The organism is Collinsella sp. LCP21S3_A3 (genome assembly GCF_052118905.1).
In the GTDB taxonomy this organism is placed as follows: domain Bacteria; phylum Actinomycetota; class Coriobacteriia; order Coriobacteriales; family Coriobacteriaceae; genus Collinsella.
The window spans coordinates 81,666-106,902 of the sequence record NZ_JBQKGH010000006.1 but is presented as its reverse complement, the minus strand read 5'-3'; the positions used below and the strand labels follow the sequence as shown (position 1 = coordinate 106,902).

21 protein-coding genes and 2 tRNA genes are annotated in these 25,237 nt (G+C 58.6%); all 23 read left to right on the top strand.

Features of this window, described 5'->3' with window-relative positions:
* Position 1: 1 nt before the first annotated feature.
* The 23 genes from ACTQ0H_RS04940 (at position 2) to ACTQ0H_RS04830 (ending at position 25,207) form a co-directional block, all read left to right on the top strand.
* A complete protein-coding gene (locus ACTQ0H_RS04940) occupies positions 2 to 2,017 on the top strand; it encodes a dipeptide/oligopeptide/nickel ABC transporter permease/ATP-binding protein (protein ID WP_154517511.1) in 2,016 nt (671 codons plus the stop codon).
* Positions 2,018 to 2,845, top strand: a complete 828-nt coding sequence (locus ACTQ0H_RS04935) for an ABC transporter ATP-binding protein (RefSeq protein ID WP_154517508.1) — start codon at positions 2,018 to 2,020, stop codon at positions 2,843 to 2,845.
* A gap of 80 nt (positions 2,846 to 2,925) precedes the next feature.
* The gene (locus ACTQ0H_RS04930; RefSeq protein WP_427728772.1) at positions 2,926 to 3,903 is read left to right on the top strand and encodes an acetylxylan esterase; all 978 of its coding nucleotides are present in this window, start codon (positions 2,926 to 2,928) and stop codon (positions 3,901 to 3,903) included.
* A complete protein-coding gene (locus tag ACTQ0H_RS04925; RefSeq protein WP_441538128.1) occupies positions 3,896 to 4,747 on the top strand; it encodes an acetylxylan esterase in 852 nt (283 codons plus the stop codon). Before ACTQ0H_RS04930 ends, ACTQ0H_RS04925 begins: the two co-directional genes overlap by 8 nt.
* A gap of 68 nt (positions 4,748 to 4,815) precedes the next feature.
* Positions 4,816 to 5,736: a dihydrodipicolinate synthase family protein gene (locus ACTQ0H_RS04920; RefSeq protein ID WP_427718650.1), complete on the top strand. Its 921-nt coding sequence runs from the start codon at positions 4,816 to 4,818 to the stop codon at positions 5,734 to 5,736.
* Between the two features lie 170 nt (positions 5,737 to 5,906).
* Complete coding sequence (locus tag ACTQ0H_RS04915) at positions 5,907 to 6,872, top strand: ROK family protein (RefSeq protein ID WP_427728775.1); 966 nt, start codon at positions 5,907 to 5,909, stop codon at positions 6,870 to 6,872.
* Positions 6,873 to 6,942: 70 nt separating this feature from the next.
* Positions 6,943 to 7,629: an N-acetylmannosamine-6-phosphate 2-epimerase gene (locus tag ACTQ0H_RS04910; protein WP_154517496.1), complete on the top strand. Its 687-nt coding sequence runs from the start codon at positions 6,943 to 6,945 to the stop codon at positions 7,627 to 7,629.
* Positions 7,630 to 7,728: 99 nt separating this feature from the next.
* Positions 7,729 to 8,649, top strand: coding sequence for an RNase adapter RapZ (gene rapZ, locus ACTQ0H_RS04905; RefSeq protein WP_427718645.1), 921 nt, complete (start codon positions 7,729 to 7,731; stop codon positions 8,647 to 8,649).
* A gap of 6 nt (positions 8,650 to 8,655) precedes the next feature.
* Complete coding sequence (whiA, locus tag ACTQ0H_RS04900; RefSeq protein WP_441048567.1) at positions 8,656 to 9,585, top strand: DNA-binding protein WhiA; 930 nt, start codon at positions 8,656 to 8,658, stop codon at positions 9,583 to 9,585.
* Between the two features lie 193 nt (positions 9,586 to 9,778).
* Positions 9,779 to 10,804, top strand: coding sequence for a type I glyceraldehyde-3-phosphate dehydrogenase (gap, locus tag ACTQ0H_RS04895; RefSeq protein WP_154517458.1), 1,026 nt, complete (start codon positions 9,779 to 9,781; stop codon positions 10,802 to 10,804).
* A gap of 140 nt (positions 10,805 to 10,944) precedes the next feature.
* Complete coding sequence (locus tag ACTQ0H_RS04890; protein ID WP_304212190.1) at positions 10,945 to 12,135, top strand: phosphoglycerate kinase; 1,191 nt, start codon at positions 10,945 to 10,947, stop codon at positions 12,133 to 12,135.
* Positions 12,128 to 12,895 (top strand): triose-phosphate isomerase, encoded by a 768-nt coding sequence (gene tpiA / locus ACTQ0H_RS04885; RefSeq protein ID WP_154517452.1) that lies wholly within the window; start codon positions 12,128 to 12,130, stop codon positions 12,893 to 12,895. Before ACTQ0H_RS04890 ends, tpiA begins: the two co-directional genes overlap by 8 nt.
* A 5-nt stretch (positions 12,896 to 12,900) precedes the next feature.
* The gene (gene gpmI / locus ACTQ0H_RS04880) at positions 12,901 to 14,454 is read left to right on the top strand and encodes a 2,3-bisphosphoglycerate-independent phosphoglycerate mutase (RefSeq protein ID WP_427718639.1); all 1,554 of its coding nucleotides are present in this window, start codon (positions 12,901 to 12,903) and stop codon (positions 14,452 to 14,454) included.
* Between the two features lie 166 nt (positions 14,455 to 14,620).
* Entirely contained in the window at positions 14,621 to 14,875 is a 255-nt protein-coding gene (gene secG, locus ACTQ0H_RS04875) for a preprotein translocase subunit SecG (RefSeq protein ID WP_006236144.1), read from the top strand.
* A gap of 294 nt (positions 14,876 to 15,169) precedes the next feature.
* A complete protein-coding gene (locus ACTQ0H_RS04870) occupies positions 15,170 to 16,846 on the top strand; it encodes a peptide ABC transporter substrate-binding protein (RefSeq protein WP_441547875.1) in 1,677 nt (558 codons plus the stop codon).
* Positions 16,847 to 17,001: 155 nt separating this feature from the next.
* Positions 17,002 to 18,039 (top strand): ABC transporter permease, encoded by a 1,038-nt coding sequence (locus ACTQ0H_RS04865; RefSeq protein WP_441547874.1) that lies wholly within the window; start codon positions 17,002 to 17,004, stop codon positions 18,037 to 18,039.
* A gap of 59 nt (positions 18,040 to 18,098) precedes the next feature.
* Positions 18,099 to 18,989, top strand: coding sequence for an ABC transporter permease (locus ACTQ0H_RS04860; protein ID WP_441547876.1), 891 nt, complete (start codon positions 18,099 to 18,101; stop codon positions 18,987 to 18,989).
* A gap of 2 nt (positions 18,990 to 18,991) precedes the next feature.
* Positions 18,992 to 20,083: an ABC transporter ATP-binding protein gene (locus ACTQ0H_RS04855; RefSeq protein WP_154517437.1), complete on the top strand. Its 1,092-nt coding sequence runs from the start codon at positions 18,992 to 18,994 to the stop codon at positions 20,081 to 20,083.
* Positions 20,084 to 21,112 carry an ABC transporter ATP-binding protein gene (locus ACTQ0H_RS04850; RefSeq protein WP_154517434.1) on the top strand — a complete coding sequence of 343 codons (1,029 nt, stop codon included), beginning with the start codon at positions 20,084 to 20,086 and terminating at the stop codon, positions 21,110 to 21,112.
* Positions 21,113 to 21,703: 591 nt separating this feature from the next.
* Positions 21,704 to 21,793, top strand: a tRNA-Leu gene (locus ACTQ0H_RS04845).
* 59 nt (positions 21,794 to 21,852) lie between these two features.
* Positions 21,853 to 24,198, top strand: a complete 2,346-nt coding sequence (locus ACTQ0H_RS04840) for a GAF domain-containing SpoIIE family protein phosphatase (RefSeq protein WP_441547873.1) — start codon at positions 21,853 to 21,855, stop codon at positions 24,196 to 24,198.
* Between the two features lie 81 nt (positions 24,199 to 24,279).
* Entirely contained in the window at positions 24,280 to 25,026 is a 747-nt protein-coding gene (locus tag ACTQ0H_RS04835; protein ID WP_441547872.1) for an anti-sigma factor antagonist, read from the top strand.
* A 105-nt stretch (positions 25,027 to 25,131) separates the two neighbouring features.
* Positions 25,132 to 25,207, top strand: a tRNA-Gly gene (locus ACTQ0H_RS04830).
* Positions 25,208 to 25,237 lie beyond the last annotated feature (30 nt).

Below are 25,237 nucleotides of genomic sequence, written 5' to 3'. Positions count from 1 at the left end.
TATGGTAAAGATTCGAGAGAAGCAAACCGAGCAGCTCGAGAAGGCTGCCTCCAAGGGGCTCAAGCTCGGTGGCTGGAAGAAGATGACGCTGTCTTCTAAGATTGCCGCCATCGTGCTGGTGCTGGTCGCCCTGACTGCGATTCTTGCCCCCCTGCTTGCCCCCTATAGCCCGGTCGAGATCTTTACGGCTCGCCAGGCTCCCGGCAACGGGTTTATCTTCGGAACCGACGACAAGGGCCGTGACATCCTTTCGCGTATGCTCTACGGTGGCCGTTACTCGCTGATCATCGGCTTTGGTGCTACCGCTATGGCTCTGGTCTGTGGCTCCGTTGTCGGTGCTCTTGCTGCGGTTTCGCGCAAGGCCGTCTCCGAGACGATTATGCGCATCCTGGACATCATCATGTCTGTCCCGGGTATCGCCCTCGCAGCCGTCTTCGTTTCCATCCTGGGCAACTCCGTGCCGTCGATTATCTTTGCGATCGGCTTTATGTACACCCCGCAGATCGCCCGTATCGTGCGTGCCAACATCGTATCCGAGTACGGTGAGGACTATGTCCGCGCGGTCATCGTCTCCGGAGCCAAGGCTCCGTGGATTCTGATCAAGCACGTTCTTCGTAACTGCATTGCCCCGATCATGGTCTTCACCGTCACCCTGGTCGCCGATGCCATCATCTTCGAGGCTTCGCTGACCTTTATCGGCGCTGGCATCCAGGAGCCCACTGCTACGTGGGGCAACATCCTCGCCGACGCCCGCGGTGGCGTGCTCGCCGGTCGTTGGTGGCAGGCGCTGTTCCCGGGTCTGGCCATCATGATCACCTGCCTGGCGCTCAACATCCTCTCCGAGGGCATTACCGACGCTATGGCCGCTGCTCCTTCCGCCGCCCTGGATCCGACCGATTCCTCCAAGCGCCGCGAGGCCGACCTGCTGGTCTCCGACCCCGTTCGCGCCTACAAGGAGCAGGCCCAGTCCCTGTCCGCCCGTCTTGGCGCCCTGCGCGATGTCGAGCTCAAGCGTAACGACCGCCATGTGCCCGATGAGTCCGTTGAGCCGATTCTTTCGGTCCGCGATTTCTGCATCCAGTTTGAGCACCACGGCGATATCAACGTGGTCGACCATGTCAACTTTGACGTCCGTCCCGGCCAGACCATGGGCCTGGTAGGCGAGTCCGGCTGCGGTAAGTCCATCACCACGCTGGCCATCATGGGCCTGACCGATGAGGACGAGCATCTTTCCGGCGAGGTCCTCTGGGAGGGTCGTGACCTGCTCAAGATGAGCAAGAAGGAGTGGTTCGGCCTGCGCGGTACCGATATCGCCATGGTCTATCAGGACGCCCTGTCCTCGCTCAACCCTTCTATGCTCATCTCCGCCCAGATGAAGCAGCTCACCAAGCGCGGCGGCACCCGCAGCGCCGAGGAGCTCCTGGAGCTCGTCGGCCTCGATCCCAAGCGCACGCTCGAGAGCTATCCGCACGAGCTTTCCGGCGGACAGCGTCAGCGCGTTCTGATCGCTATGGCCCTTACCCGCGACCCCAAGCTGGTCATCTGCGACGAGCCCACGACCGCTCTGGACGTTACCGTCCAAAAGCAGGTCATTAAGCTGCTCAACGATCTTCAGGCCAAGCTCGGCTTTGCCATGATCTTCGTTTCGCATGACCTGGCGTTGGTCGCCGAGGTCGCCCATAACATCACGGTTATGTACGCCGGTCAGGTTATCGAGCAGGCGCCCACCAAGGAGCTGCTCACCAACCCGATTCACGAGTACACCCGCGGTCTTCTGGGCTCCGTTCTGTCCATCGAGAGCGGTTCGGGCCGCCTGCACCAGGTGCCCGGCGCCGTCCCCAGCCCGCGCGATTTCCCCAAGGGCGATCGCTTCGCGCCCCGCTCAAGCCATCCGCACATCGGCCTGGACACCCGTCCGGTCTTCAAGCGCGTGCCCGGCACCGAGCACTTCTATTCCGAGCTCCCCGATGAGGTGCTCAAGGCAAATGGTTTGACCCCTCATGCGGAGGTGATGTAGATGAGCGAGACTGCGGTCAACGGCGTCGAGCCGATTATCTTCCTTGACGATGTCCACGTCACCTTTAGGACCCGTACCGGTTCGATCCTGCACCCCAATCTGGTTCATGCCGTCCAAGGCGTGACCATTAAGCTCATGCCCGGTCAGACGATCGGCATCGTCGGCGAGTCCGGTTGCGGCAAGTCCACCACTGCTAATGTCATGTGCGGCCTGCAGGCCCCCACGAGTGGCAAGGTCTACTTTAAGGGCAAGGACGTCACCAAGCGTACTGCCGAGGATCGTCGTCACATGGGCCGCGTCATCTCGGTCGTGTTCCAGAATCCCGCGACGGCACTCAACCCTCGCATGGTCGTTCGTGAGCAGCTGCTCGATCCCATGCGCGTCCACAACCTGGGTACCGAGGCCGAGCAGGAGAAGCGCGTTAAGGAACTCCTGGAACTCACCGGTCTGCCCAGCTCTGCCGCCGAGGTTCTTCCCGGCCAGCTTTCGGGCGGTCAGCGCCAGCGCGTGGCAATTGCCCGTGCCCTGTCGTTGAACCCTGACGCCATCATCGCCGACGAGCCCACCTCGGCTCTGGACGTTTCGGTCCGCGCACAGATCCTCAACCTGTTGACCGATCTTAAGAAGGAGCTCGGCCTGGCTATGGTGTTCATTAGCCATGACATCCAGACGGTCCGCTACATCTCTGACGACATCATCGTCATGAACGGCGGCAAGATCGTCGAGCAGGGCGAGGCCAAGCAGGTCTTCCAGAACCCGCAGGACCCCTACACCAAGATGCTGCTCGGTGCTGCGCCGTCGCTGCTGCATCCCAAGCTTGGCGAGTAGGTTCGCTTTCCCTCCTGTGCGCCCGGCTCCCTTGCCGGGCGCACCCTCGTTGCGATTTCGAAAGGTTGGGTTCACGAGCCATGCCAAGCGCTCAGGAGCTACAACAGCAATTTGGTGGTTATCGGGGCGCCATGCCTCGTCCATCAGATTTCGATCTCTTTTGGAACGACCGCATGGCCGAGGCTGACGCCGTCGAGATCGACTATTCGGTCGAGGCGGCATCGATTGCCGATGCTGCGACCTGCCAGTTTTTTGACCTCTGGTATACCGGCATGTGTGGCGCCCGCCTGCATGCCAAGTATCTCAAGCCGGTTTCGGACGAGTCCGTGCCGCTGGTGCTACAGTTCCACGGCTATCCGGGCGCAAGCCGCAGTTGGTTCGAGCAGGCATCGTTTGCGGGTATGGGCATGGCACTTGTCGCCCTCGACTGCCCCGGTCAGGGTGGCCCCTCCGAGGATATTGGTGGATTTGAAGGCACAACGGTTGCCGGGCATATCGTTGCCGGTATCGACGGCGACCCGGCCAATCTCTACTACGTACGCTTGCATCAGGATATCCGCATTCTGTGCCGCATTGTTCGCGAGCTCGAGGGCATCGATCTTGCCCGTGTTTTTGTGAACGGTGCGTCGCAGGGCGGTGGCTTGGGCATTGCGACCTGCGCGCTTAACAGCGAGCTTATCAATCGTGCCGCCATCCTCTATCCTTTCCTGTCGGATTTCCGCCTGGTCTGGGATTTGGATGCCGACGACATTGCCTACGAGGGCCTGCGCTATTGGTCTCGCTGGTTTGACGAGGACTCGACTCGTATTGACGAGGCCTATGCCAAGCTGGCGTATTTCGATTCCAAGAACTTTGCCCCCATGGTCAAATGCCCCGTGCTGTTTGGCACGGGAACGGCTGATATCGTCTGTCCACCGGCGACGCAGTTTGCGGTCTACAATAACCTGACCTGTGAGAAGCGCCATGAGTTCTTTGAGGGTTTTGGCCACGAGGAGATTCAGGATTTTGACGATCTGATCATTCCGTTTTTCTGCAAGGAAGGGGAGGCTCATGTCTAAGTGCGAGAGCAATGTCAATGAGCTGATTGACCCCGAGCTTGCGGGGATCTCTGGGACGGTTTCGTCAAGGCTCTCCGATTTCCGTGATTGGCGCGGCGATGCCTTGGCGGATGTTTCCGAGTTGGAGGCAGCCGCTTCGGACCTTGAGGTTTGCGGACTGACTGTCACGGCGATCGATTTCGCCAATCCGTGCGCGCGCTACTCCGAGGTTTCCTTTGAACTTGCCGGGGAAGTCGTACACGGCCGTTTGATTGAGCCCTCAGGTTGCGCCCGGGCATCCGAGCTTGTGCCGCTATGCCTGATGTTTCACGACATCGACCGACCCGTACGTGGATGGCATCACATGACGAGGTTTGCCGCCATGGGATATGCCGTGCTTGCGCTGGACGACGATGTGATTGGGCTCAGCGAGCTGAGGCAGGGGGTTACCTCGCCCGTTTTTGTTGAACGCGTCCGCTGGGGCTGTGCAATGGCAAAGGTCGCGCGCAATCTTGACGGCATGGACCCCGACCGCATCTTTGCATGGGGCGAGGGCCTTGGCGGTGGAGTCGCGCTGGCGGTTTCTGCTCTGGACGAGCGGGGCCTTGCCTGCACGGCGGTTGCCAATCCGCTTCCCGGCGGCCTCGAAGCGCTGTCGTCTCGGGTGCGCGGATCGGTACTCATGGGTACATCGCTCATGGATGCCGTGAGCGATCCCAAGGGCCAGTTTGCCGTATTCAACGGTCTTGAGTGTGACCGGAGGCATATTATCTATGCCAAATATGCTCACGAACGCATCAATGCGTTCGAAAACGAAGTCGTCGACTTCTTTAACCAAGCGTTCTACCTGTGTTCTTTGGCCTAGACGGCCTGGACACTGCCAACAAGAGTGGGCGGCATAGGGCCACCCGCCAGACAACTAAGGAGATTCTTGTGGCAACTCAGAAATTCACCGGCGTAATTCCTCCCGTCGTTGTTCCCGATACCGAAGATCACCAGCTCGACGTTGCCTCCTTTGAGCGCAGCATCAACCGCATGATCGACGCCGGCGTCGATGGCCTGTTCTTCCTGGGCTCTTCGGGTGAGGTCGTTTTCTCCACCGACGAGCGTCGTCGACAGATCATCGCCGAGGCCGTTCGAATCGTCGACCACCGCGTTCCTGTTCTGGTCGGCATCATCGATACCGAGACCGAGCGCATGATTGAGCACGGTAAGGTTGCTCAGGAGCTGGGCGCCGATGCGCTCGTCGCCACCTGCCCGTTCTATGCCCTGCAGGGCATGACCGAGGTCGAGGAGCATTTCCGCATCCTGCACGAGGAGCTCGACCTGCCCATCTTTGCCTATGACATTCCCGTGTGCGTTCACACCAAGCTCCCCTGGAAGCTCCTTGCAAAGCTCGGCGCCGAGGGCGTCCTTGCTGGCGTCAAGGATTCCTCGGGTGACGACGTCTCGTTCCGCTACCTCGTTCAGGAGAACGAGAAGAACGGCCATCCGATGAGCATCCTCACCGGCCATGAAGTCGTCGTCGACGGTGCCTACCTTGGTGGCGCCGACGGCTCTGTCCCGGGGCTCGCCAACGTTGAGCCCGAGGGCTACGTGCGTCAGTGGAAGGCCGCTCAGGCTGGTGACTGGGCTACCGTCAAAGCCGAGCAGGATCGCCTCAATGAGATTTCGCACATCTGGGACGTCACCTCGGGCGTCCAGGGCTATGCCGGTGGCGTTGGCGCCTTCAAGACCGCTATGAACCTCATGGGCATTTTCGACAGCCCGACCATGCCGCGCCCGGTGAAGGCCATGACCGGCGAGAACGTCGAGGCGATTAGGAAGGTCCTCCAGGACAACGGTCTCCTGTAAAGCTTTCCCGGGCACCCGATCTTGGGGCTCAAGCGATCGAGCGTGACCCATTAGGTCAATGCCCGACCGCTTTCACCCCAACCCCGGGCACTCGGGAAGCCTTTAGCAAGCTGCGGCGATAACACCGCCTTTATTTCCTGTAGTTGTTTTTATCTCCTAAGGAGAGCGACATGGAGAACAAGTACATCTGCTCCGTTGATATCGGTGGCACCAAGATTGCGACCGCCATTATGGAATATCCGGCTGATGGCGGCGTGCCCCATCCCGTATTTGAGGCTGAGGTTCCCACCGAGGCCCAAGAGGGCGGTGAGGCCGTCTTCCAGCGTATCGAGGCGTCCATCAAGGCCGCTCTCGAGGCGAATCCCGATGTCGAGGTCCTTGGCGTCGGTATCGGTGCCGCTGGCGTCGTCGATCCCAAGACGGGCGCCATCGCGTATGCCAATGAGATCATGCCCGGCTGGTCCGGCGTTCAGTTGGGGCCGCGTCTGCGCGAGGACCTCGGTCTTCCCGTTGCCGTTGTAGGCGACGTGCAGGCTCATGCTCTGGGTGAGGCCCATTGGGGCGTCGGCAAGGGCAAGTTCTCCGTCTTGTGTCTGGGCATCGGCACGGGTATCGGAGGCGCATATGTCGAGAACGGCCGTGTGATGCAGGGCTTCCATGGTGCTGCCGGCCATATGGGCCACATCGAGTGCTCGGCTGCCGCCGGCATTCCCTGCGCCTGCGGGCGTTCCGGCCATCTGGAGTCGGTGGCTTCGGGTACGTCGATTGGGCGCATGTACGACGAGCGCTTCGGTCGTGTTGACCCCAGCCGTCCCTCGGTTGGCCGCGACGTGAACGACCTGTGCCGCGCGGGTGACGCAAAGGCGACCGAGGTCATCCACGATGCCGGCTTTGCATTGGGCGCTAGCTTGGGCTCGCTCGCCAACATTCTGGATCCAGAGGTCATCGTGCTTTCGGGTGGCGTAATTCACCAGGGACCCGATTGGCGTTCGCAGACGTGGAAGGATTCGGTACACGAGGGCTATGCCAGCCAGGCGCTCGATCCGCTTCAGGACACGCCGATCCTCATCGGTTCTCTGGAGGGCGACGCACCGCTTATCGGTGCCGCCGAGCATCTTCTTGCCTCGTTAAAGTAAACGTATCTGCTGTAGGAGCCTCCCGAGACGACACGCCTCGGGAGGCTGTTCTGAGAAAGGTTATAGCCTTATGACCGTCGATCCTTTAATTCAATCCCTGAAGGGTAAGCTCATCGTGAGCGTTCAGGCGTATATGGGCGAGCCGCTTCGTACGCCCGAGACCATGGCTCAAATGTCTCGCGCTTGCGAACTCGGTGGCGCCGCCGCCATTCGTTGCCAGGGCCTTGCCGACATTGCTGCCATTAAGGGTCGTTGTGAGGTTCCTGTCATCGGCCTGTGGAAGGATGGACACGAGGGCGTTTACATCACGCCGACGCTGCGTCACGCCCGCGCCTGCGTTGCTGCCGGTGCTGACATCGTGGCGATTGACGCCACCGATCGTCCGCGCCCCGATGGCAAGTCGCTCGAGGACACTTTTCGTCCGCTGCACGAGGAGGGCGTGCTTCTGATGGCGGACTGCGCCACGATCGAGGATATCCGCCGCGCGGTCGACATGGGCTTCGATTTGGTTTCCACTACGCTTTCGCATGGCGTCGCCGCCATCGATTGCACCATGGCAGACGGCCCCGACCTGCCGCTTTTGCGCCAGGCAACCGAGGAGTTCCCCGGTCTTCCCATTATTTGCGAGGGTCGTGTGCATACGCCCGAGGAGGCTCGCGCCGCGATTGACGCCGGCGCCTGGGCCGTTGTCGTTGGCACTGCCATTACGCACCCCACAAGTATTACGAGTTGGTTCAAGGCTGCGCTTGAGGCGTAAGACGGGCCTCGTATCCGCTTGGGGCGGTATACTCAATTAAGGCAATTGATCGCGCGGGATCCGCTGGCCGGGTCCTGCGCTTATTTTAGGAGGCAGCACATGCAAAAGGGAGATGCCATGGATGCGGCGGAGCGCACGGAGCGCATTCCCGATATCGTCATCATCACCGGAATGTCCGGATCGGGCCGAACGCAAGCCATGCATGTGTTTGAGGACATGGGCTATTTTTGTATCGACAACCTGCCTCCGCGCCTGATTGCGCAGCTCGCAGAGCTTGTTGGCATCAATACGGGTGTGGGTAGACATCTTGCTGTTACCTGTGACCTTCGCAGCCAAGGCCTGTTTGATGAGCTGCTTGACGCCGTTGCCGCCTTGGAAGAGCGCGAGATGAGCTGTGACATTGTGTTTCTCGATGCATCTGATGAGGTGCTGATTCGCCGCTACAGCGAAAACCGCCGCCGCCATCCCATTGCGAAGCCGGGGGAGACCACGGCCGACGCCATCCAGCGTGAGCGTTTACAACTCCAGGGCGTGCGCGACCGAGCCGATATGATCATCGATACGAGCCGCCTTCGTACCTCTGCTTTACGCAATAAGCTGCGTGCGGCTTTTTCAGAGCTGTCCGACCAGCAGCTCATGGACGTCCACGTCTTCTCATTTGGCTTTAAGCATGGTATGCCCGTCGAGGCAGACATCATGATCGATGTTCGCTTCCTGCCTAATCCATTCTACGACCCCGAGATGCGCACGTTGACCGGCCTCGATAAGAAGGTCTCCGACTTTGTCCTGGACCATCCCAAGACGCAGGAGTTCTGGAAGGTTTGGACGCAGTTGCTCGATACGGTCATGCCGGGTTATATCGCGGAGGGCAAGCCGCAGCTTTCCATTGCCATCGGCTGTACGGGCGGCCAGCACCGCAGCGTTGCCATTGCAGAGGCTACGGCCCGATACCTGGAAGGTGCTCAGTATCACGTGAGCATTTCTCACCGCGACTTGTCGCGTGCCAATACGAAAGCATAGGTTTGAATGTCGTTTACCGCCGAGGTGCGTGACGAGCTTGCGCGCTGCGAACCCGAATGTGAATATTGCGATCTGTCGACACTTGCCGCTCTTACACGTGTGAGTGGCACGCTTTCGCTAGCGGGCTCTGGTCGGTACCGTTTGACGGTTGCGACCGAGACGGGTGCCGTTGCACGCACGATGATTACGCTGACGCACCGCATCCTCAAGCTCAAAACGGAGTTTACCGTTCGCAAGTCGGTCTTGCATAAGGTGCGAAACTATCTCATCACCTTGCCCGACCAGCCCGACCTCGATAAGGCTTTGGTTCTGCTGGGCATTCTCGACCGCAGGGGAGGGCTCGTCGCCGGTGTGCCGCGCCATATCGTCGCCCGGCCCTGCTGCAGGCTCGCCTACATTCGCGGCGCTTTGATTGCCGGCGGCTTTGTGGCAGACCCGCGTGGCGATTTTCACCTGGAGATTGCGGTGCAGGGCGAACAATACGCCAAGGGGCTTTGCGACCTGTTGGGGCAGGTCGGGGTTCATGCACGCGTCAACGCCCGGCGAGGATCATATGCCGTGTACATCAAGAGCGCCGAGGAGATTGAGCATTTGCTCAAATTGATTGGTGCCAAGCGCAGCGTTGCCGAAATCGAGGAAGCCCGTGCGGTCAAGTTGGTGAAAAACGACGTAAATCGTCGCGTGAATGCTGAGCTGGCCAACCAGACGAGAAGCGCCGGCGCTGCCCAACATCAGCTCGCGCTTATCGAGGAGCTTGAGCGACGCGGCATGCGCGATGTGCTCCCGGATGCCTTGGCGGCCTTTTGTGACTTACGTGAGCGCTATCCCGATCTCTCACTGCGAGATTTGGGGGAGATGGCCGACCCTCCTTTGTCAAAGTCGGCCCTATATCACCGTGTTTTGCGTCTTGAAAAGCTCATTGAAGCGAACAGGTAGTTTAAAGCGGCAGTTTATATAGTACTTGAACTGCTGTTTTATGCTTTAAAACGTTTTAAAGCAAATTTGATTTTCAATTTCGAGCATTCTCGTGAAATTCAAGTCAAAAAAAAGGTATATTAGGCGAGTGGTTAGTTTGTGGGCCTCAACGGCGGGCGCTGTAGCTTGCGGGGGCCTTACGAAAGGAGACACAATGGCAGTAAAGGTTGCTATTAACGGCTTCGGTCGCATCGGTCGTCTGGCCTTCCGTCAGATGTTCGGTCATGAGGGCTCCGAGATCGTCGCTATCAACGACCTCACCTCTCCCGATATGCTCGCTTACCTGCTGAAGTACGACTCCACGCAGGGCAACTATGCTCGCGATCACGAGGTCGTCGCTGGCGAGGATTCCATCACCGTTGACGGCAAGGAGATCAAGATCTACAAGGAGGCCGACGCCAACAACCTGCCTTGGGGCGACCTCGACGTCGACGTCGTTCTCGAGTGCACTGGCTTCTACACCAGCAAGGCTAAGGCTCAGGCCCACATCAACGCTGGTGCCAAGAAGGTCGTCATCTCCGCTCCGGCCGGCAGCGATCTGCCCACCATCGTGTACAACGTCAACCATGAGACGCTGACCGCTGAGGACAACATCATCTCCGCTGCTTCCTGCACCACCAACTGCCTCGCCCCGATGGCCAAGGGTCTGAACGACTTCGCTCCCATCGTGTCCGGCATCATGACCACCATTCACGCCTGGACTGGCGACCAGATGCCGCTCGACGGCCCGCAGCGCAAGGGCAACAAGCGTCGTAGCCGCGCCTGCGCCGTCAACATCGTCCCCAACACCACCGGTGCTGCCAAGGCTATCGGCCTGGTTCTCCCCGAGCTCAACGGTAAGCTCATCGGTGCCGCCCAGCGCGTCCCGACGCCGACCGGCTCCCTCACCAACCTCTACGCTGTCGTTGACAAGAAGGTTACCGCCGACGAGGTCAACGCCGCTATGAAGGCCTACGCTGCCACCATCTCCGAGACCTTCGCTTACAACGAGGACGACATCGTCTCCACCGATATCATCGGCGAGACCCATGGCTCCATCTTCGACGCCACTCAGACCATGTGCTCTGACCTCGGCAACGGCCAGACCCTCGTTCAGGTTACCTCTTGGTACGACAACGAGAACTCCTACACCTCTCAGATGGTCCGCACCATCAAGTACTTCGAGAAGTTCGTTGCTTAATTTGGCTTTTAGCGAATAGCTCGTTGAGCGTCTAAAAAAGGGCGCGGCCTTATAGGGCTTACACCCTAAGGTCGCGCCCTTTTTATAAGAAATCGTCTGCCGTAATGGGAGGCAGACACGTACGAAAGGTAGAAGCAAACATGGCCTTTACCAAGAAGACCGTCCGCGACATCGATGTCGACGGCAAGCGCGTTCTCGTCCGCGTTGACTTCAACGTGCCTATCAAGGATGGCGTCGTTGGCGACACCACCCGTATCAAGGCTGCCCTGCCCACCATCAACTATCTCGTTGAGCACAATGCTCGCGTTATCCTCATGAGCCACCTCGGCCGTCCCGAGGGCACCGGCTTCCAGCCCGAGCTTTCCCTCGAGCCCGTCGCCAAGAAGCTCGCCGAGCTCTCTGGTCTCGATGTTGCTTTTGTCGCCGACACTTATGGCGAGAAGGCCGCCGAGGCCGTCGCCGCCGTCGAGCCGGGCAAGGTCCTCGTTCTCGAGAACGTCCGTTTTGACAAGCGTGAGAAGAAGAACGATCCCGAGATCGCCAAGACCCTCGCTTCCTATGGCGACGTCTTCGTTCTCGACGCCTTCGGTACCGCTCACCGCGCCCAGGGTTCCGTCGTGGGTCCCGCCGCTTACCTGCCCGCAGTCGCTGGCTTCCTTCTGGAGAAGGAGGTCGACACGCTGACCGGTATCTTCGCCGAGCCCGAGCGTCCCTTCGTCGCCATCGTCGGCGGTTCCAAGGTTTCCTCCAAGATCGGCGTTCTCGATCACCTTATCGACTCCGCCGACACCCTGATTATCGGTGGCGGCATGGCCTATACCTTCTTCCTGGCTCAGGGCATGACCGTCGGTCAGTCCCTCAAGGAAGAGGACTGGGTCGAGCGCGCTGGCGAGATGCTCAAGAAGGCCGAGGAGAAGGGCGTCAAGATCCTGCTCCCCATCGACAACCGTGTTGCCGACCACTTTGGCGAGGACGCTGTCCCCGAGGTTGTCGCTTCCGACGCTATCCCCGACGACCGTGAGGGCATGGACATCGGCCCCAAGACCGAGGAGCTCTACGCCGAGGCCGTCAAGGGCGCCAAGACCGTATTCTGGAATGGCCCCATGGGCGTCTTTGAGTTCGACAACTTCGCTCACGGCACCCAGGCTATCGCCGAGGCCGTCGCCGAGGCTGATTGCACCTCGATCATCGGTGGTGGCGATTCCGTCGCAGCCGTCAACAAGTTTAACCTGGCCGACAAGATGAGCTGGATCTCCACCGGCGGTGGCGCTTCCATGGAGCTCGTCGAGGGTAAGGCCCTGCCCGGAGTGGAGGCGCTTCTCGATGCCTAATCGCACCCTTCTTATCGCTGGTAACTGGAAGATGAACAACGACGTCGCCGAGGCTGCCAAGCTCGCCGACGAGCTGGCCCAGGCTCTGCCCGAGGTGCCGGCTGGCGTCGAGGTGCTCGTCTGCCCTCCGACCATCGACATTACTACGGTTCATGACCGCATTCAGGCTGCCCCCATCGCCCTCGGTGCACAGAACGTGTACTGGGAGGCCAAGGGTGCCTTCACCGGTGAGTCCTCTTGCGACATGCTCAAGTCCGCTGGCTGCACCTACTGCATCATCGGTCACTCCGAGCGTCGTGACTACTTCCACGAGACCGATGAGGACCAGAACAAGAAGGCTAAGGCTCTCGTTGCCGCCGGTCTTGTTCCCGTCTTCTGCTGCGGTGAGTCCCTTGAGGTTCGCGAGGCCGGCACCTATGTCGAGCATGTCGTGAACCAGGTCAAGGCTGGTCTCGAGGGTCTTGAGATCACCTGCCCCAAGCAGGTCGTCGTCGCCTACGAGCCCATCTGGGCCATCGGCACCGGCAAGACCGCTACCGCCGAGGACGCTCAGGAGGTCTGCGGCGCTATCCGTGAGACCCTCAAGGAGATGTTCGGCGAGGAGCTCGCCAACGGCATCCGCGTTCTTTATGGTGGCTCCGCCAAGCCCGCCAACATCGCTGAGCTTGTTGCCAAGCCCGACGTTGACGGCGCCCTCGTGGGCGGCGCTTCGCTCAAGGCTGCCGACTTCGCCTCTATGGTCGTCAAGGCAGGCGAGTAGGGCATATGGCACAGCGTCATCTTCCTGCACTCCTAATCATCATGGATGGCTGCGGCTTGGCTCCGGCCGACGGCGAGAACGCCGTCGCTGCCGCCAAGACGCCCTTCCTCGATAGCCTGTACGAGAAGTATCCTCACACCACGCTCGGTGCTTCGGGCGAGGACGTGGGCCTTCCCGACGGCCAGATGGGCAACTCCGAGGTGGGTCACCTCAACATCGGTGCCGGCCGCATCGTGTTTCAGGAGCTTTCGCGCATCAATAACGCCATCAAGGACGGCTCCATCGCCAAGAACGAGGTTTTCGTCAAGGCTATGGATGACGTCAAGGCCGAGGGCAAGACCCTGCATCTCATGGGCCTTATGAGCCCCGGCGGCGTTCATTCTCACATGAACCATGTCGAGGCCCTGGTCAAGATGGCTGCCCAGTATGGCATTAAGACCGTTCGCGTTCACGCCTTTATGGATGGTCGCGACGTCGATCCGCAGTCCGGTGCCGGCTACATGAGCGAGTTCTGCGCCTTCCTGGCCAAGATCTCCGAGGAGACTGGTTGCGACGCTCGCGTTGCTACCGTCTCGGGCCGTTATTGGGCCATGGACCGCGACAACCGTTGGGAGCGCATCGAGCGCGCCTACGACGTCATGGTCAATGCGTCCGATGCCGATACCGACCCCGTTGCCGGTATCAAGGCCTACTACGAGAAGGATCCGCGCGGCGATGAGTTCGTTGAGCCGTTCGCTGCCCACAACGAGGGCATCCACGAGGGCGACGCGGCCATCTTCTTCAACTTCCGTCCCGACCGCGCTCGTCAGATGACCCGCGTGTTCACGGACAAGGAGTTCGACGGCTTTGAGCGCGAGCAGATCAAGCTCTCGCACTTTGTGACGATGACCGAATACGATCCGACGTTTGACGTCGAGGTCGCCTTCCCCAAGACGTTCCCCGAGAACGTTCTGGCCGACGTAATCGCAGCCAATGGCCTGAAGCAGCTGCACACCGCCGAGACCGAGAAGTACGCCCACGTGACGTTCTTCCTTAACGGCGGCATCGAGGAGCCCAAGGAGGGCGAGGAGCGCGTGCTCGTCGCTTCCCCCAAGGTTGCTACCTACGATTTGCAGCCCGAGATGAGCGCTCCCGAGGTTACCGAGAAGCTCGTCGCTGCCATCAACGAGGACCGCGCTGATTTCTACATCGTGAACTTCGCGAACTGCGACATGGTTGGTCACACCGGTGTCTTCGACGCGGCCGTTAAGGCCGTCGAGGCTGTTGACGATGCCCTGTCCAAGGTTGTCCCGGCGATTCTCGCTAAGGGCGGCTTTGCGCTGATTACCGCCGACCACGGCAACGCCGATCACATGTTTGACGTTGCTTCCGACGGTTCCAAGCATCCGTTTACGGCTCACACCACCAACCGCGTGCCGTTCATCATCGTTGATGAGAAGGCGCAGCTCGCCGGTATCGAGGACGGTCGACTTTCCGATATCGCCCCGACTATGCTCACCATGGCTGGTCTGGAGCCTTCCGCCGAGATGACGGGCCGCGTGCTCGCGACCGAGGCCTAAGAGAAAACGCCAAGCGTTTCTTTGCAAGGGGGTTGACCATATTCGGGCAACCCCCCTTTTTTTGGTATTTCTGCCATTTCTACCTCGTCCCCAAATGGCAGGTGGGGAGTGTCGGGGGTTGTGGTACAGTACTGGAGTTTGAATTGTTCTATTAAGGAGCTTCTCTATGGGTCCGTTTCAGATTCTGCTGTTTGTAGTTTGGGCTGTCTCTGCCGTGGCGCTGACGATTCTCGTCCTGATGCATTCCGGTAAGGGCACCGGCGTTTCGGATATGATTGCCAGCTCGCTGTATAACTCCAGCTCTGCCACGGGCGTTATGGAGCAGAACCTTGACCGCCTGACCGTCATCATGGCTGTCGTGTTTGCCGTGTGCGTCGTGCTCTGCATGTTCTTCTTCCCGCAGGGCATCGTGGGCTACTAAGCACGAGTCGCATAAAAAAATTAAAAAGGGTCCCGCATGTACGGGGCCCTTTTTGTTTACAGACTTGTAACAGAGCCAGAATATCACCACATACTGCGCCCAACTAAAGAAATTCTCGACCGTTAACCGGAATTAGCCCCAAACCGTGCATAAAATGCGCTACTGTATTGAAAACGTTGGCCTGTTGTGCATAACCAGCCATAGCAACGGGCGGCGTTTCGATAGTTCGGATCGGATTGTCTCGACATATGTCCGACTGAACATTTCTTTGTCCTATCTCATAAGGAGGATGGCATGGCTGATTCTATGTTCCACCAGCCCGTTATGGGTCGTCGAGCCTTTGTCGGCGGTACCCTTGCTGCGAGCTCCATGGCTTTTCTTGCCGCATGCGGCAAGAAGGGCGGCGACGCTTCCGGTTCTGAGTCCGGTTCGACGCTGAACTTCTACATCAATAACCCGGTCTGCATCGACCCCTACAATGTCCAGGAGGACCAGGGCACTCAGGTCGAGTACCAGCTCTTTGACGCTCTGACCTCTTATGACGCCGAGAAGGGCGAGATCGTTCCGCTGGCTTGCGAGTCCTTCGAGGCCAACGACGACGCCACCGAGTTTACCTTCAAGATCAAGAAGGCCAAGTTCCACAACGGTGATGACGTTACCTCCAAGTCCTTCAAGCTCGGTTGGGAGCGTCTGGTCAGCACCAAGTCCGCTGTCGCTCAAGAGTATGGTCCTTCCGAGGTCTCCTATCACCTTTCCATGGTCGAGGGCTATGACGATCTGCTTGCCGGTAACACTACTGAGCTCAGCGGTGTTACCTGCCCTGACGATGAGACCCTCGTCGTCAAGCTGACTTCCGCTTACGCCGACTTCCCCTTCGTCGCCTCTCATCCGGCTCTGTCCCCGGTTCCCGAGTGCGCCGAGTCCGATGTCAAGAGCTTCTACCTTGCCCCGATCGGTAACGGCCCGTTCATGATGGACGGCAAGTGGGAGGATGGTCAGGAGATCAACCTCAAGAAGTTCGACGATTACTATGGCGACAAGGCCAAAATCGATGGCATCCACTTCCAGGTCATCAAGGACGTGGAGACCGCTTACAAGGAGTTCCAGGCCGGTAACCTTGACATCTGCGACGTTCCCGTTGCTCAGATCGACGCCGCCAAGAAGGATCGCGGCGAGTCCAAGGACGGCTACACCATGGGCGACGGCGAGCGCATGCTGCTCGGTGCCGAGCCTTCCACCTACTACCTGACCTGCAACACCACGGCCGAGCCGTTCAACAACGCCGATCTGCGCAGGGGTATCTCCCTGGCCATCAACCGTGAGGCCATCTGCAAGACCATCTTCAAGGGTACCCGCACCCCCGCTGACGGCATTGTTCCTCCGGGCATCGATGGCTACAAGGAGGGCGCATGGGAGTTCTGCGCCTATGACGTCGACAAGGCTAACGAGTACCTCGACAAGGTTGCTCCTGCCGACGCCAACGGTGACCGTGGCATTAACGTGACTCTGTCCTACAACCAGGACGGTGGCCACAAGGAGATCATGGAGTCCATCATCGGCGACCTCGCCAAGGTGGGCGTCAACGCCGTCTCCGATACCCCCGAGTGGTCTGCCCTGCTCGAACAGTATCAGAACCTCAACTATCAGTTCGGTCGTCTGGGCTGGATTGCCGACTACCCGATCATGGACAACTTCCTGTATCCGCTGTTCCACTCCGACTCCCTCGGTGGCGACAACCGTTCTGGTTACAACAACCCCGAGTTCGACGCCAAGGTCGACGAGGCCCGTACCACGATTGACGACGAAGAGCGCGTCGCTAAGATGCAGGAGGCCGACGCAATCGTCGCTGCTGACTGCCCGGTCATCCCGCTGATGTTCTACACGCACACCCTCGCTGGTTCCGACCGCATCAAGCACCTCTATGTTGATCCGCAGAAGCATGCTGATCTGGGTACCGCTGAGCTCGCATAAGATTTGCAGCTTTGGTGAGGGTCAAGTTTTTACGTAGACCTCATGGGAAACATACAGTTCCCCCTAACCTGGGGTAAACTGGCTGATGGTAATTTTGGGATGCCGGTCTGGCGATCGGCATCCCATTTAGGTTAATCCCTAGATAGGGGAGTGGTATGGGTAAGTACATCGTTAAACGTGTGCTTCAGTTCATCCCGGTATTTTTGGGCGTTACGCTGATTCTGTTCGCCCTCCAGAATATCGTGCCGGGAGACCCGATCAAGCTGATCGGTGGAGACAAGGCTCTGTCCCCCGAGGTGGAGCTTCAGCTTCGCGTGCGCTATCACCTGGTCCAGTCGGACGAGGACGGCAACGCGATCCTTGACGAGAACGGCGACCCCGTTCAAACGTCGCTCGTGGACCGTTACTTGTATTACATGAACGGCCTGCTTCATGGCGATCTGGGTAATTCCTATCAGCGCAAGCTGCCGGTTACGGATATCTTTGCCCAAAAGTATCCGTATACGGTCAAACTTGCCGCGTGCGCCATCGTACTCGAGGCAATCATGGGTATCGGTGCGGGTATCATTTCGGCGGTAAAGCGTTACTCCTTCTGGGATATTTTGGTAACGCTGACCACGTCGATCCTCGTTGCCGTTCCTGCTTTCTGGCTCGGTATGCTGCTGCAGCTGTTCTTTGGCGTCATCCTCAAGGATGCCACCGGCGGCGCATTCTCCATGCCGATTTCGGGTGCCGGCGGTGCTAGCTCTCAGTATCAGGATTGGATGCACTATGTGCTTCCGACCATCACGCTTGCTTCGGTTTCGACCGCCTATGCTGCCCGCATCATGCGCTCGCAGTTGCTCGATGTCATGAACCAGGATTACATCCGTACGGCAAAGGCCAAGGGCCTCTCCAATCGCGCGATCATCATCAAGCATGCGCTTAAGAATGCACTCATCCCCGTCGTTACCTATATTGGTGTCGACTTCGGTGCCATGCTTTCGGGCGCCATCCTGACCGAGACGGTCTTTAACTGGCCCGGTATCGGCTATGAGGTCTATCGCGCCATTAGCATGCGCGACTGGCCCATCGTTATGGGCGGCGTTACGCTCATCGTCGTCGTCGTCATGGTGATCAACCTGCTCGTCGACATTAGCTATGCATTCCTCGACCCGCGCATCCGCCTTGGCGGTCCGTCGGATAAGGCCTAAGGGAGGTACGTCTCATGCAGGAAACTGATTCTCAGTCTCAGGAGCAGGCTACCGCCACCATGGCCGCATCTGCTCCCGCCAAGTCCCGCACGCTGTGGGGCGACGCTTTTAAGCGTCTTCGTAAGAACAAGCTCGCCGTTATCGGTGTCTGCTGGATTGTCATCGTCGTTGTGGTTGCCCTGACCGCCGACCTGTGGGCTAAGCCCTGGCTCGGGTCGCCGACGGCTTCCGACTCGACTACCATGGCCGAGACGTCGCTGCTGGCTCCGTGTGCAGAGCACCCGTTTGGCACCGACTCCCTTGGCCGTGACATTCTCGTCCGCGTTATCTACGGTGCACGCGTTTCGCTGTCCGTCGGCATTATGGCCACTGCGATCTCCACGGTGATTGGTCTGGTCATGGGCGCTCTGGCCGGTTTCTACGGCGGTATCTGGGATACGATCATCATGCGCTGTGCGGACATCTTCCTTGCGTTCCCGTACGTGCTGTTCGTTGTCGCCATGATCGCCGTTATCGGCCGTGGTCTTCAGAACGTCTTTATCGCCATCGGTATTCTTGGCTGGCCTTCGATTGCGCGCGTCTTCCGATCCGCGATCTTGACGGTCAAGGAAAACGACTATGTTGACGCCGCGCGCGCGATGGGTGCATCTGATGCTCGTATCGTCGTGCGTCACATCTTCCCGAACTCCGTTGCCTCCATCGTGGTCTACGCGACTATGAACATTGGTGGCGCCATTCTGACCGAGTCCGCTCTGTCCTTCCTCGGCATGGGCGTTATTCCGCCTACGCCTTCGTGGGGCTCCATGATTCAGGACGGCCAGCAGTATCTTCTGACTGCTCCCTGGATGATGATCATGCCCGGTCTGGCAATTCTCTCGACGGTGCTCGCCTTCACCCTGCTGGGTGACGGTCTGCGCGACGCCCTCGACGTCAAGATGAAGGACGCATAAGGATGAAGAAGAACAAGAACTATGTGGACCTGAAGGACCAGCCGGTTCCCGAGGGCCAGCATCTGCTCGAGGTTGATGACCTTAAGATGTATTTCCACACCGAGGATGGCGTCGTTCGCGCTGTCGATGGTGTGTCCTACACGCTCGATCGTGGCGAGACCCTGGGTGTCGTCGGTGAGTCCGGCTCCGGTAAGTCCGTGACCGCCATGACCATCATGGGTCTTATCTCGATGCCTCCGGGAAAGATTGAGGGCGGTGACGTTCGCTATCGCGGACGTTCTATCCTCGAGATGACCGAGGAAGAGATGCAGCACATTCGTGGCAACGATATCGCGATGATCTTCCAGGATCCTATGACTTCCTTGAACCCGGTCTATAAGATCGGCAAGCAGGTGGGTGAGGGCCTTCGTCTGCACCGCGGCTACTCCAAGCAGGAGGCGCTCAAGCGCGCCACCGAGCTTTTGGACCTCGTTGGCATTCCCGAGCCCGAGAAACGCGTCAATGAGTATCCGCACCAGTTTTCTGGTGGTATGCGTCAGCGCGTCATGATTGCCATGGCCCTTGCCTGCGATCCCGATATTCTGATTGCCGACGAGCCCACGACTGCCCTGGACGTTACCATTCAGGCTCAGATTATTGAGCTTATGCAGGAAATGCAGGAGAAGAACGGCAACGCCATCATCATGATTACCCATGACCTGGGTGTTGTCGCCGATATGGCCGACAAGATCATGGTTATGTACGCCGGCCGTCCCGTCGAGTTCGGTACTGCTGAGGAAATCTTCTACGAGAGCCGTCACCCCTATACCTGGGGCCTGATTCGCTCCATACCGGAGCAGGCCATCGATGAGAAGAAGCCGCTTACGCCGATTCACGGCAACCCGCCTTCGCTTATGAACCTGCCCGAGGGTTGTGTGTTCTCGCCTCGATGCCCCTATGCGACCGATAAGTGCCGCAAGCAGCGCCCCGAGCGTTTTGTTACCGAGTCCGGCCACTATTCTGCGTGCCATTATTCCGGTGACCCCGAGTTCCTCAAGAACGCTCCTGAGACGTCCCGCACGCGTAAGGATTCCAAGAAGGGAGGCGAGGCGTAAATGGCAGACAATAACGAGCGCACTCCGCTACTGAAGGTCGAGCACCTCTCTAAGGAGTTCCCCGCAGAGTCCGGCATGTTCGCCAAGCGTTTTTCCAAGCGCGTCGTCTCTGCTGTAAACGACATCTCTTTTGAGATTTATCCTGGTGAGACCTTTGGTCTGGTTGGTGAGTCTGGTTGCGGTAAGTCCACTACGGGTCGCACCATCATGCGCCTGACCAAGCCGACCGCCGGTAAGGTGTTCTTCCAGGGTAAAGATGTTGCCGAAATGAGCAAGCATGAGATCAAGGATATGCGTCGCGAGATGCAGTTTATCTTCCAGGATCCTTATGCCTCGCTGAATCCTCGCATGACCATCGGCGAGATCGTCTCCGAACCCATGACCATTCACGGCGTGGGAACCAAGGAGGAGCGCATTGAGCGCGTCCGCGAGCTTCTCGACGTTGTCGGACTGAACCCCGAGCACATCAACCGCTATCCTCATGAGTTCTCGGGTGGCCAGCGTCAGCGTGTCGGCATTGCCCGCGCTTTTGCGCTGAAGCCCAAGCTGATTATCTGTGACGAACCGGTATCCGCTCTGGATGTGTCCATTCAGGCCCAGGTTCTGAACCTGCTTAAGGAGCTGCAGGACAAGTTTGGTACGGCGTATCTGTTTATCGCCCACGACCTGTCCGTCGTTCAGCACATCTCCGATCGCGTTGCCGTTATGTATCTGGGTAAGGTGGTCGAGGTTTCTGACTGGAAGACGCTCTATAGCGAGCCTCACCACCCGTATACGCAGTCGCTGCTGTCTGCCGTGCCGGTTCCCGATCCGGATATCCAAAAGTCCCGTAAGCGCATCATCCTCGCCGGCGATCCGCCGTCACCGCTGGATCCGCCGACTGGCTGCCGTTTCCACACGCGCTGCCCGATCGCGCAGGGCATCTGCTCCGAGAAGCTTCCCGAGTTTAGGGAAGTTGCTCCGGGCCACTGCTGCGCCTGCCACTTCGCCGAGCCGTTCCCGATTAAGGAATCGCACATCGACCTGTAGTCGGTTGTTATCGTTCGGGCCTGCCCTGGTGTTGCTTTTCAGAACGTCCTCGGACATGTCGGAAGCCCCGCTGCGCGCTACGCGCTGCGGGGCTTCCTCCGTCCTGCGGAATGTTCTGAAAAGCAACACCAGGGCAGGCCCTGCGGCAACTCGGCAGGTGGAATGCGGTTCCCTGATCGCTCACTTAATCTAATGGGAAAGATAGCGAGGCCGGAGCTTTAGCTCCGGCCTCCTCATATAAGGGCTCGGCAAAGCCGAGCCACCAAATTAATATCAGCCCCCAGAACATGTTTGAGAACTGTGCATGAAGCATGTGCCCCTAGGGCAGGAATGAGGTTGCCTTCCAACGCATTCCGCAGGGGGCGGCATTATTTTGTAGCGCGAAGCGCAGATCAAAATAATGCCGCATGCCCGAGGACGCGTTGGAAGGCAACCTCATTCCTGCCCGAACAGGTCAGTCTACCTGCGCATTTTCAAATTCGTAAACTTTTTTGAAAAAAGTGCTTGCACAGTTCTCGAATCATAGGTTATTATCTTCCTCGTTGAAAGCGCGGGTCCAACAAAACGAACTGCGAATCAACAATATAGCATGTCGGAGTGGCGGAATTGGCAGACGCGCTAGCTTGAGGTGCTAGTGACCGCTTTTTGGTCATGCGGGTTCAAGTCCCGCCTCCGACACCATCGCATTTGAGAAGCCTCTTCGGAGGCTTTTTTGTTACCGATAGACGGTGAGGTTCACGATGGAAACGCTTGAGCGCAATGAGTGGGTTGACGTTGCCCAATTGGTCGATATTACGAGCGATGCTGTCATTATCTGCGAGCTCGACGGAACCATTTTGCATGTAAACAATCGCTTGCTCGACTTGATCTGCGAGGAACGTTCCGATGTGATCAACGGGGACGTTAAAGATCTCTTGTACTCGTCAGCATTTGAACGCGCGACAGAACATCGTCTTCCTTTTGAGACCAATGGTACCGAGAGCGAGTTGATGCTTAAGCTAAGTGACGGCTCCTTTATTCCCGTCCTAGTTTGTGCCGGCTCGGTTACGCCGCCTCGTATCTTTGGCCGCCGTGCGCCGCGTGTTCTCGTGGCGCTCCATAGTATCGAAGAGCAGTATTCGCATGACCGTCAGCTCAAGCGTGCGCTTTCGGAGCTCAGAGTGGCGAATAAGCGCCTCTCGGGCACGTTGTCGGTCATTATGAGCACGGTGGGCTCCGATGAGCTGCCTAGTTTGTTGGATACCGTTTTGAACCAGCTTGTAGGAACCCTCGATGCCTCGGGTGCTGCCATCTATTTTTCTGAGAGCGGCGGTTTTAAGCTTCGCGGTGTTTCCAAGGAGCTGTATGACAGCTACCTGCCCGAGTTTATGCCGTATGGTGCGGGTATCCCGACGTATGTGCTCCGTGAGTCTCGTGCCTGCCGCCTGTCGATTCAGCAGGACCTCGAGGGCGATAGGGTTGCCTCGGGTATGTTTATGGACCTGGACAATCGTTCTAAGCACCTGCTACGCGTTCAAGATATGCCTCCATACCGCAGCGAGATATGTCTTCCCGTGTTTTATGGCACTCAGGTGCTCGGTGTGTTGGAGGTCGGTTGGAAACGTCCGCAGGCGCCGCTTGTCTATGATGTCAACGTGCTCGAGGTCATTTGCGATTATCTCTCAATCCAACTAGTCGGCATGGCATCGAGTCTGCGTTCACGTCGCACGGCAGAGCTTGGCCGTTCTCTCAACGTGCTGCGCGATGAGTTGTTTGCCTATCTCGATGATCCTATTGCCGCCTCGCGTGCGGTGTCGACCGAAATCTGCGCTGTGCTCAGTTGCCATTTCTGCCCCGTGGAGTATGATGCGGGCCTCGAAACCTATGTCATCGATTTTGAAGGTGGCAGTCGTGTGGCATTGCCGGGCGATCCGGAGTCACTCTTCTTTTCTGTCACGACGCCGGCGGCGCGCTTGGGGACAATTTCCGATGGATTTGAGACATCGGTGCTGGGCGGGACGAGCGCCGACGACCTCAAGCACGTGCGCCTTACGCGCGTGGACGAATCCACGACTATGGGCGCATGGTTGAGAGCCCACGGCCTGCCGTGTCAGGGACTTTATGTCGACTCCGGTATCGAGGCGGGGCGCTGCCGCTCGGAGGCGGATGGTACGCGAAGCAACGATGCAATCGTGCCCGCTGATATCGCCAAGGGACCGACGAGGCGCGTTTTGCTGCTCCGTGATGGCAGCCAGGAGCCAATCGACGACCTTGAATACGACTACATGGTGCATTTGGCACACGACTTTGAGCTGATCTATGAGGGCGAGTCTCAAAAGCGTGAAGAGCGTCATATCGCTCAGACGCTTCAGATTGGCATGAGAAATTCGCTAGGCGACGTTCCGGGCATCGCAACCGATTCGGTATACCTGTCGGCAACGAATTCGGCGTTGGTCGGTGGTGACTTCTATACGCTTATCCGTCTTCCCGACGATTGCGCCGTTATGATATTGGGCGATGTCTCCGGCAAAGGAATTGAGGCGGCGTCGATGTCGGCGCTCGTCAAGACGGCGTTGACGGCTTATGCCTGGGAGGGTGCGGGACCCGCTCGCATGGCCCGCTCGCTCAATAGCATGCTCATGGGCTTTTCGAGGGTCGAGACGTTTGTGACGGCGTTTATCGCCAAGATTGATCTTAAAGCGGGCCGCGCTACCTATTGCTCTGCGGGACATCCTCCCACTATGGTCATTAGGCCGTCGTCGACGCCGCATGGCGGAGGAGAGACCTGCGGGGGAGAAGTGGAGCTCCTTGGGTGCCAATCGGGCGTGATCGGTGCCTTTGAGAGCATGGTGTACGAGACGGGCGTGTTTACGTTCGATCCTGGTGACATGCTGTTTATGTATACCGACGGAACGATCGAAGCACGCGACCGCTCGGGTGCTTTCTTTGGCGAGCAACGCCTGCGCGACCTTCTACTCTCTGTTTCGGGTGAGGGCGTATCGGGCATCTGCGGTAAGGTCTTGGGCGAGCTTGACCGCTTTACCGACTCGGCGCTGGACGATGACATTGCATTGGTGTCCCTTGAGTTTTTACGGGGTCGATCGTAGGTCGCGACGTTGGGCATACAGAATCCTAACGGTTGCAGAAAAGTGTGCATCGAGCGAGCTCTTTTGGGGAACCATGGTCGCATGAATGAGTGGAATGACATAGCGGTTTTGACGCCACCGGGCGATATCGATATCGCCTCGGTGCCCGAGCTGCGCCAACGGTTGGATAATTTAATCGACCGGGGCGTGCGCCGTGTTGTCATCAATTGCCAGACCGTGGCTTTTATCGACTCGACGGGTTTGGCGTTTTTGCTTACGCGTGCCAGAGAGCTTATGAGACGAGAAGGGCTGCTTTCGCTTGTTAACGCCTCCGATGAGGTCGTTCGCTTTTTGGAGATTGCCCGACTTGTCGACATCCTTCATGTTGCGGGTCCGGTGCGGGAGTCGATTCCCGCCATTCCGGTGGGGGAGTTGCCGCGATGGAGCAAGAGCGTCAAGGTGCAGCGAGGCATCGAGAATCTCCCGTATTATCGGCACCGTGTGGCCGAGATTCTCGAATCGCTTCCCCTGAGGCGTGATGAGCGCTATGACGTCGCATTAGCGTTGGGGGAGGCATTGGGTAACGCATATGACCATGCGGGCGGTGTTGGCTGCATCCTGACGATTCAGGCCTATGGGGACCGTGTTGTGCTTGAGGTGCTTGATCGAGGCGCTGGCTATTCTATCGATGGCGCGAGCGAACCGATGGCATCCGAGGAACGCGGACGCGGTATCAAGCTTATGCGCATGCTCGTCGATAATGTGGAGGTTGCCCGTCGCACGGATGGTGTCGGCACACGCGTTCGGATGGTGAAGCTGTTTAGTTCGGCATTGGAATCGTGCGCTTAGCGCCTTGGATCGACATGATTTCCCTGCGTGAACTTGCTTTGGGCAACTTTTTTGAAAAAAGTACTTGCGTCTTTTGGATAACTCGCGTAAATTAATAACCCGCAAGCGGACATGGCTCAGTTGGTAGAGCACAACCTTGCCAAGGTTGGGGTCGCGGGTTCGAGCCCCGTTGTCCGCTCCATTGCATTTCCGGACCGTTCTTAACGGTCCT

Bases quoted from the DNA above. Each gene is read 5' to 3' on its own strand.
- ACTQ0H_RS04940 (WP_154517511.1), top strand. From the start codon at position 2: ATGGTAAAGATTCGAGAGAAGCAAACCGAGCAGCTCGAGAAGGCTGCC.
- ACTQ0H_RS04935 (WP_154517508.1), top strand. From the start codon at position 2,018: ATGAGCGAGACTGCGGTCAACGGCGTCGAGCCGATTATCTTCCTTGAC.
- ACTQ0H_RS04930 (WP_427728772.1), top strand. From the start codon at position 2,926: ATGCCAAGCGCTCAGGAGCTACAACAGCAATTTGGTGGTTATCGGGGC.
- ACTQ0H_RS04925 (WP_441538128.1), top strand. From the start codon at position 3,896: ATGTCTAAGTGCGAGAGCAATGTCAATGAGCTGATTGACCCCGAGCTT.
- ACTQ0H_RS04915 (WP_427728775.1), top strand. From the start codon at position 5,907: ATGGAGAACAAGTACATCTGCTCCGTTGATATCGGTGGCACCAAGATT.
- ACTQ0H_RS04910 (WP_154517496.1), top strand. From the start codon at position 6,943: ATGACCGTCGATCCTTTAATTCAATCCCTGAAGGGTAAGCTCATCGTG.
- rapZ (WP_427718645.1), top strand. From the start codon at position 7,729: ATGCAAAAGGGAGATGCCATGGATGCGGCGGAGCGCACGGAGCGCATT.
- whiA (WP_441048567.1), top strand. From the start codon at position 8,656: ATGTCGTTTACCGCCGAGGTGCGTGACGAGCTTGCGCGCTGCGAACCC.
- gap (WP_154517458.1), top strand. From the start codon at position 9,779: ATGGCAGTAAAGGTTGCTATTAACGGCTTCGGTCGCATCGGTCGTCTG.
- ACTQ0H_RS04890 (WP_304212190.1), top strand. From the start codon at position 10,945: ATGGCCTTTACCAAGAAGACCGTCCGCGACATCGATGTCGACGGCAAG.
- tpiA (WP_154517452.1), top strand. From the start codon at position 12,128: ATGCCTAATCGCACCCTTCTTATCGCTGGTAACTGGAAGATGAACAAC.
- gpmI (WP_427718639.1), top strand. From the start codon at position 12,901: ATGGCACAGCGTCATCTTCCTGCACTCCTAATCATCATGGATGGCTGC.
- secG (WP_006236144.1), top strand. From the start codon at position 14,621: ATGGGTCCGTTTCAGATTCTGCTGTTTGTAGTTTGGGCTGTCTCTGCC.
- ACTQ0H_RS04870 (WP_441547875.1), top strand. From the start codon at position 15,170: ATGGCTGATTCTATGTTCCACCAGCCCGTTATGGGTCGTCGAGCCTTT.
- ACTQ0H_RS04865 (WP_441547874.1), top strand. From the start codon at position 17,002: ATGGGTAAGTACATCGTTAAACGTGTGCTTCAGTTCATCCCGGTATTT.
- ACTQ0H_RS04860 (WP_441547876.1), top strand. From the start codon at position 18,099: ATGGCCGCATCTGCTCCCGCCAAGTCCCGCACGCTGTGGGGCGACGCT.
- ACTQ0H_RS04855 (WP_154517437.1), top strand. From the start codon at position 18,992: ATGAAGAAGAACAAGAACTATGTGGACCTGAAGGACCAGCCGGTTCCC.
- ACTQ0H_RS04850 (WP_154517434.1), top strand. From the start codon at position 20,084: ATGGCAGACAATAACGAGCGCACTCCGCTACTGAAGGTCGAGCACCTC.
- ACTQ0H_RS04840 (WP_441547873.1), top strand. From the start codon at position 21,853: ATGGAAACGCTTGAGCGCAATGAGTGGGTTGACGTTGCCCAATTGGTC.
- ACTQ0H_RS04835 (WP_441547872.1), top strand. From the start codon at position 24,280: ATGAATGAGTGGAATGACATAGCGGTTTTGACGCCACCGGGCGATATC.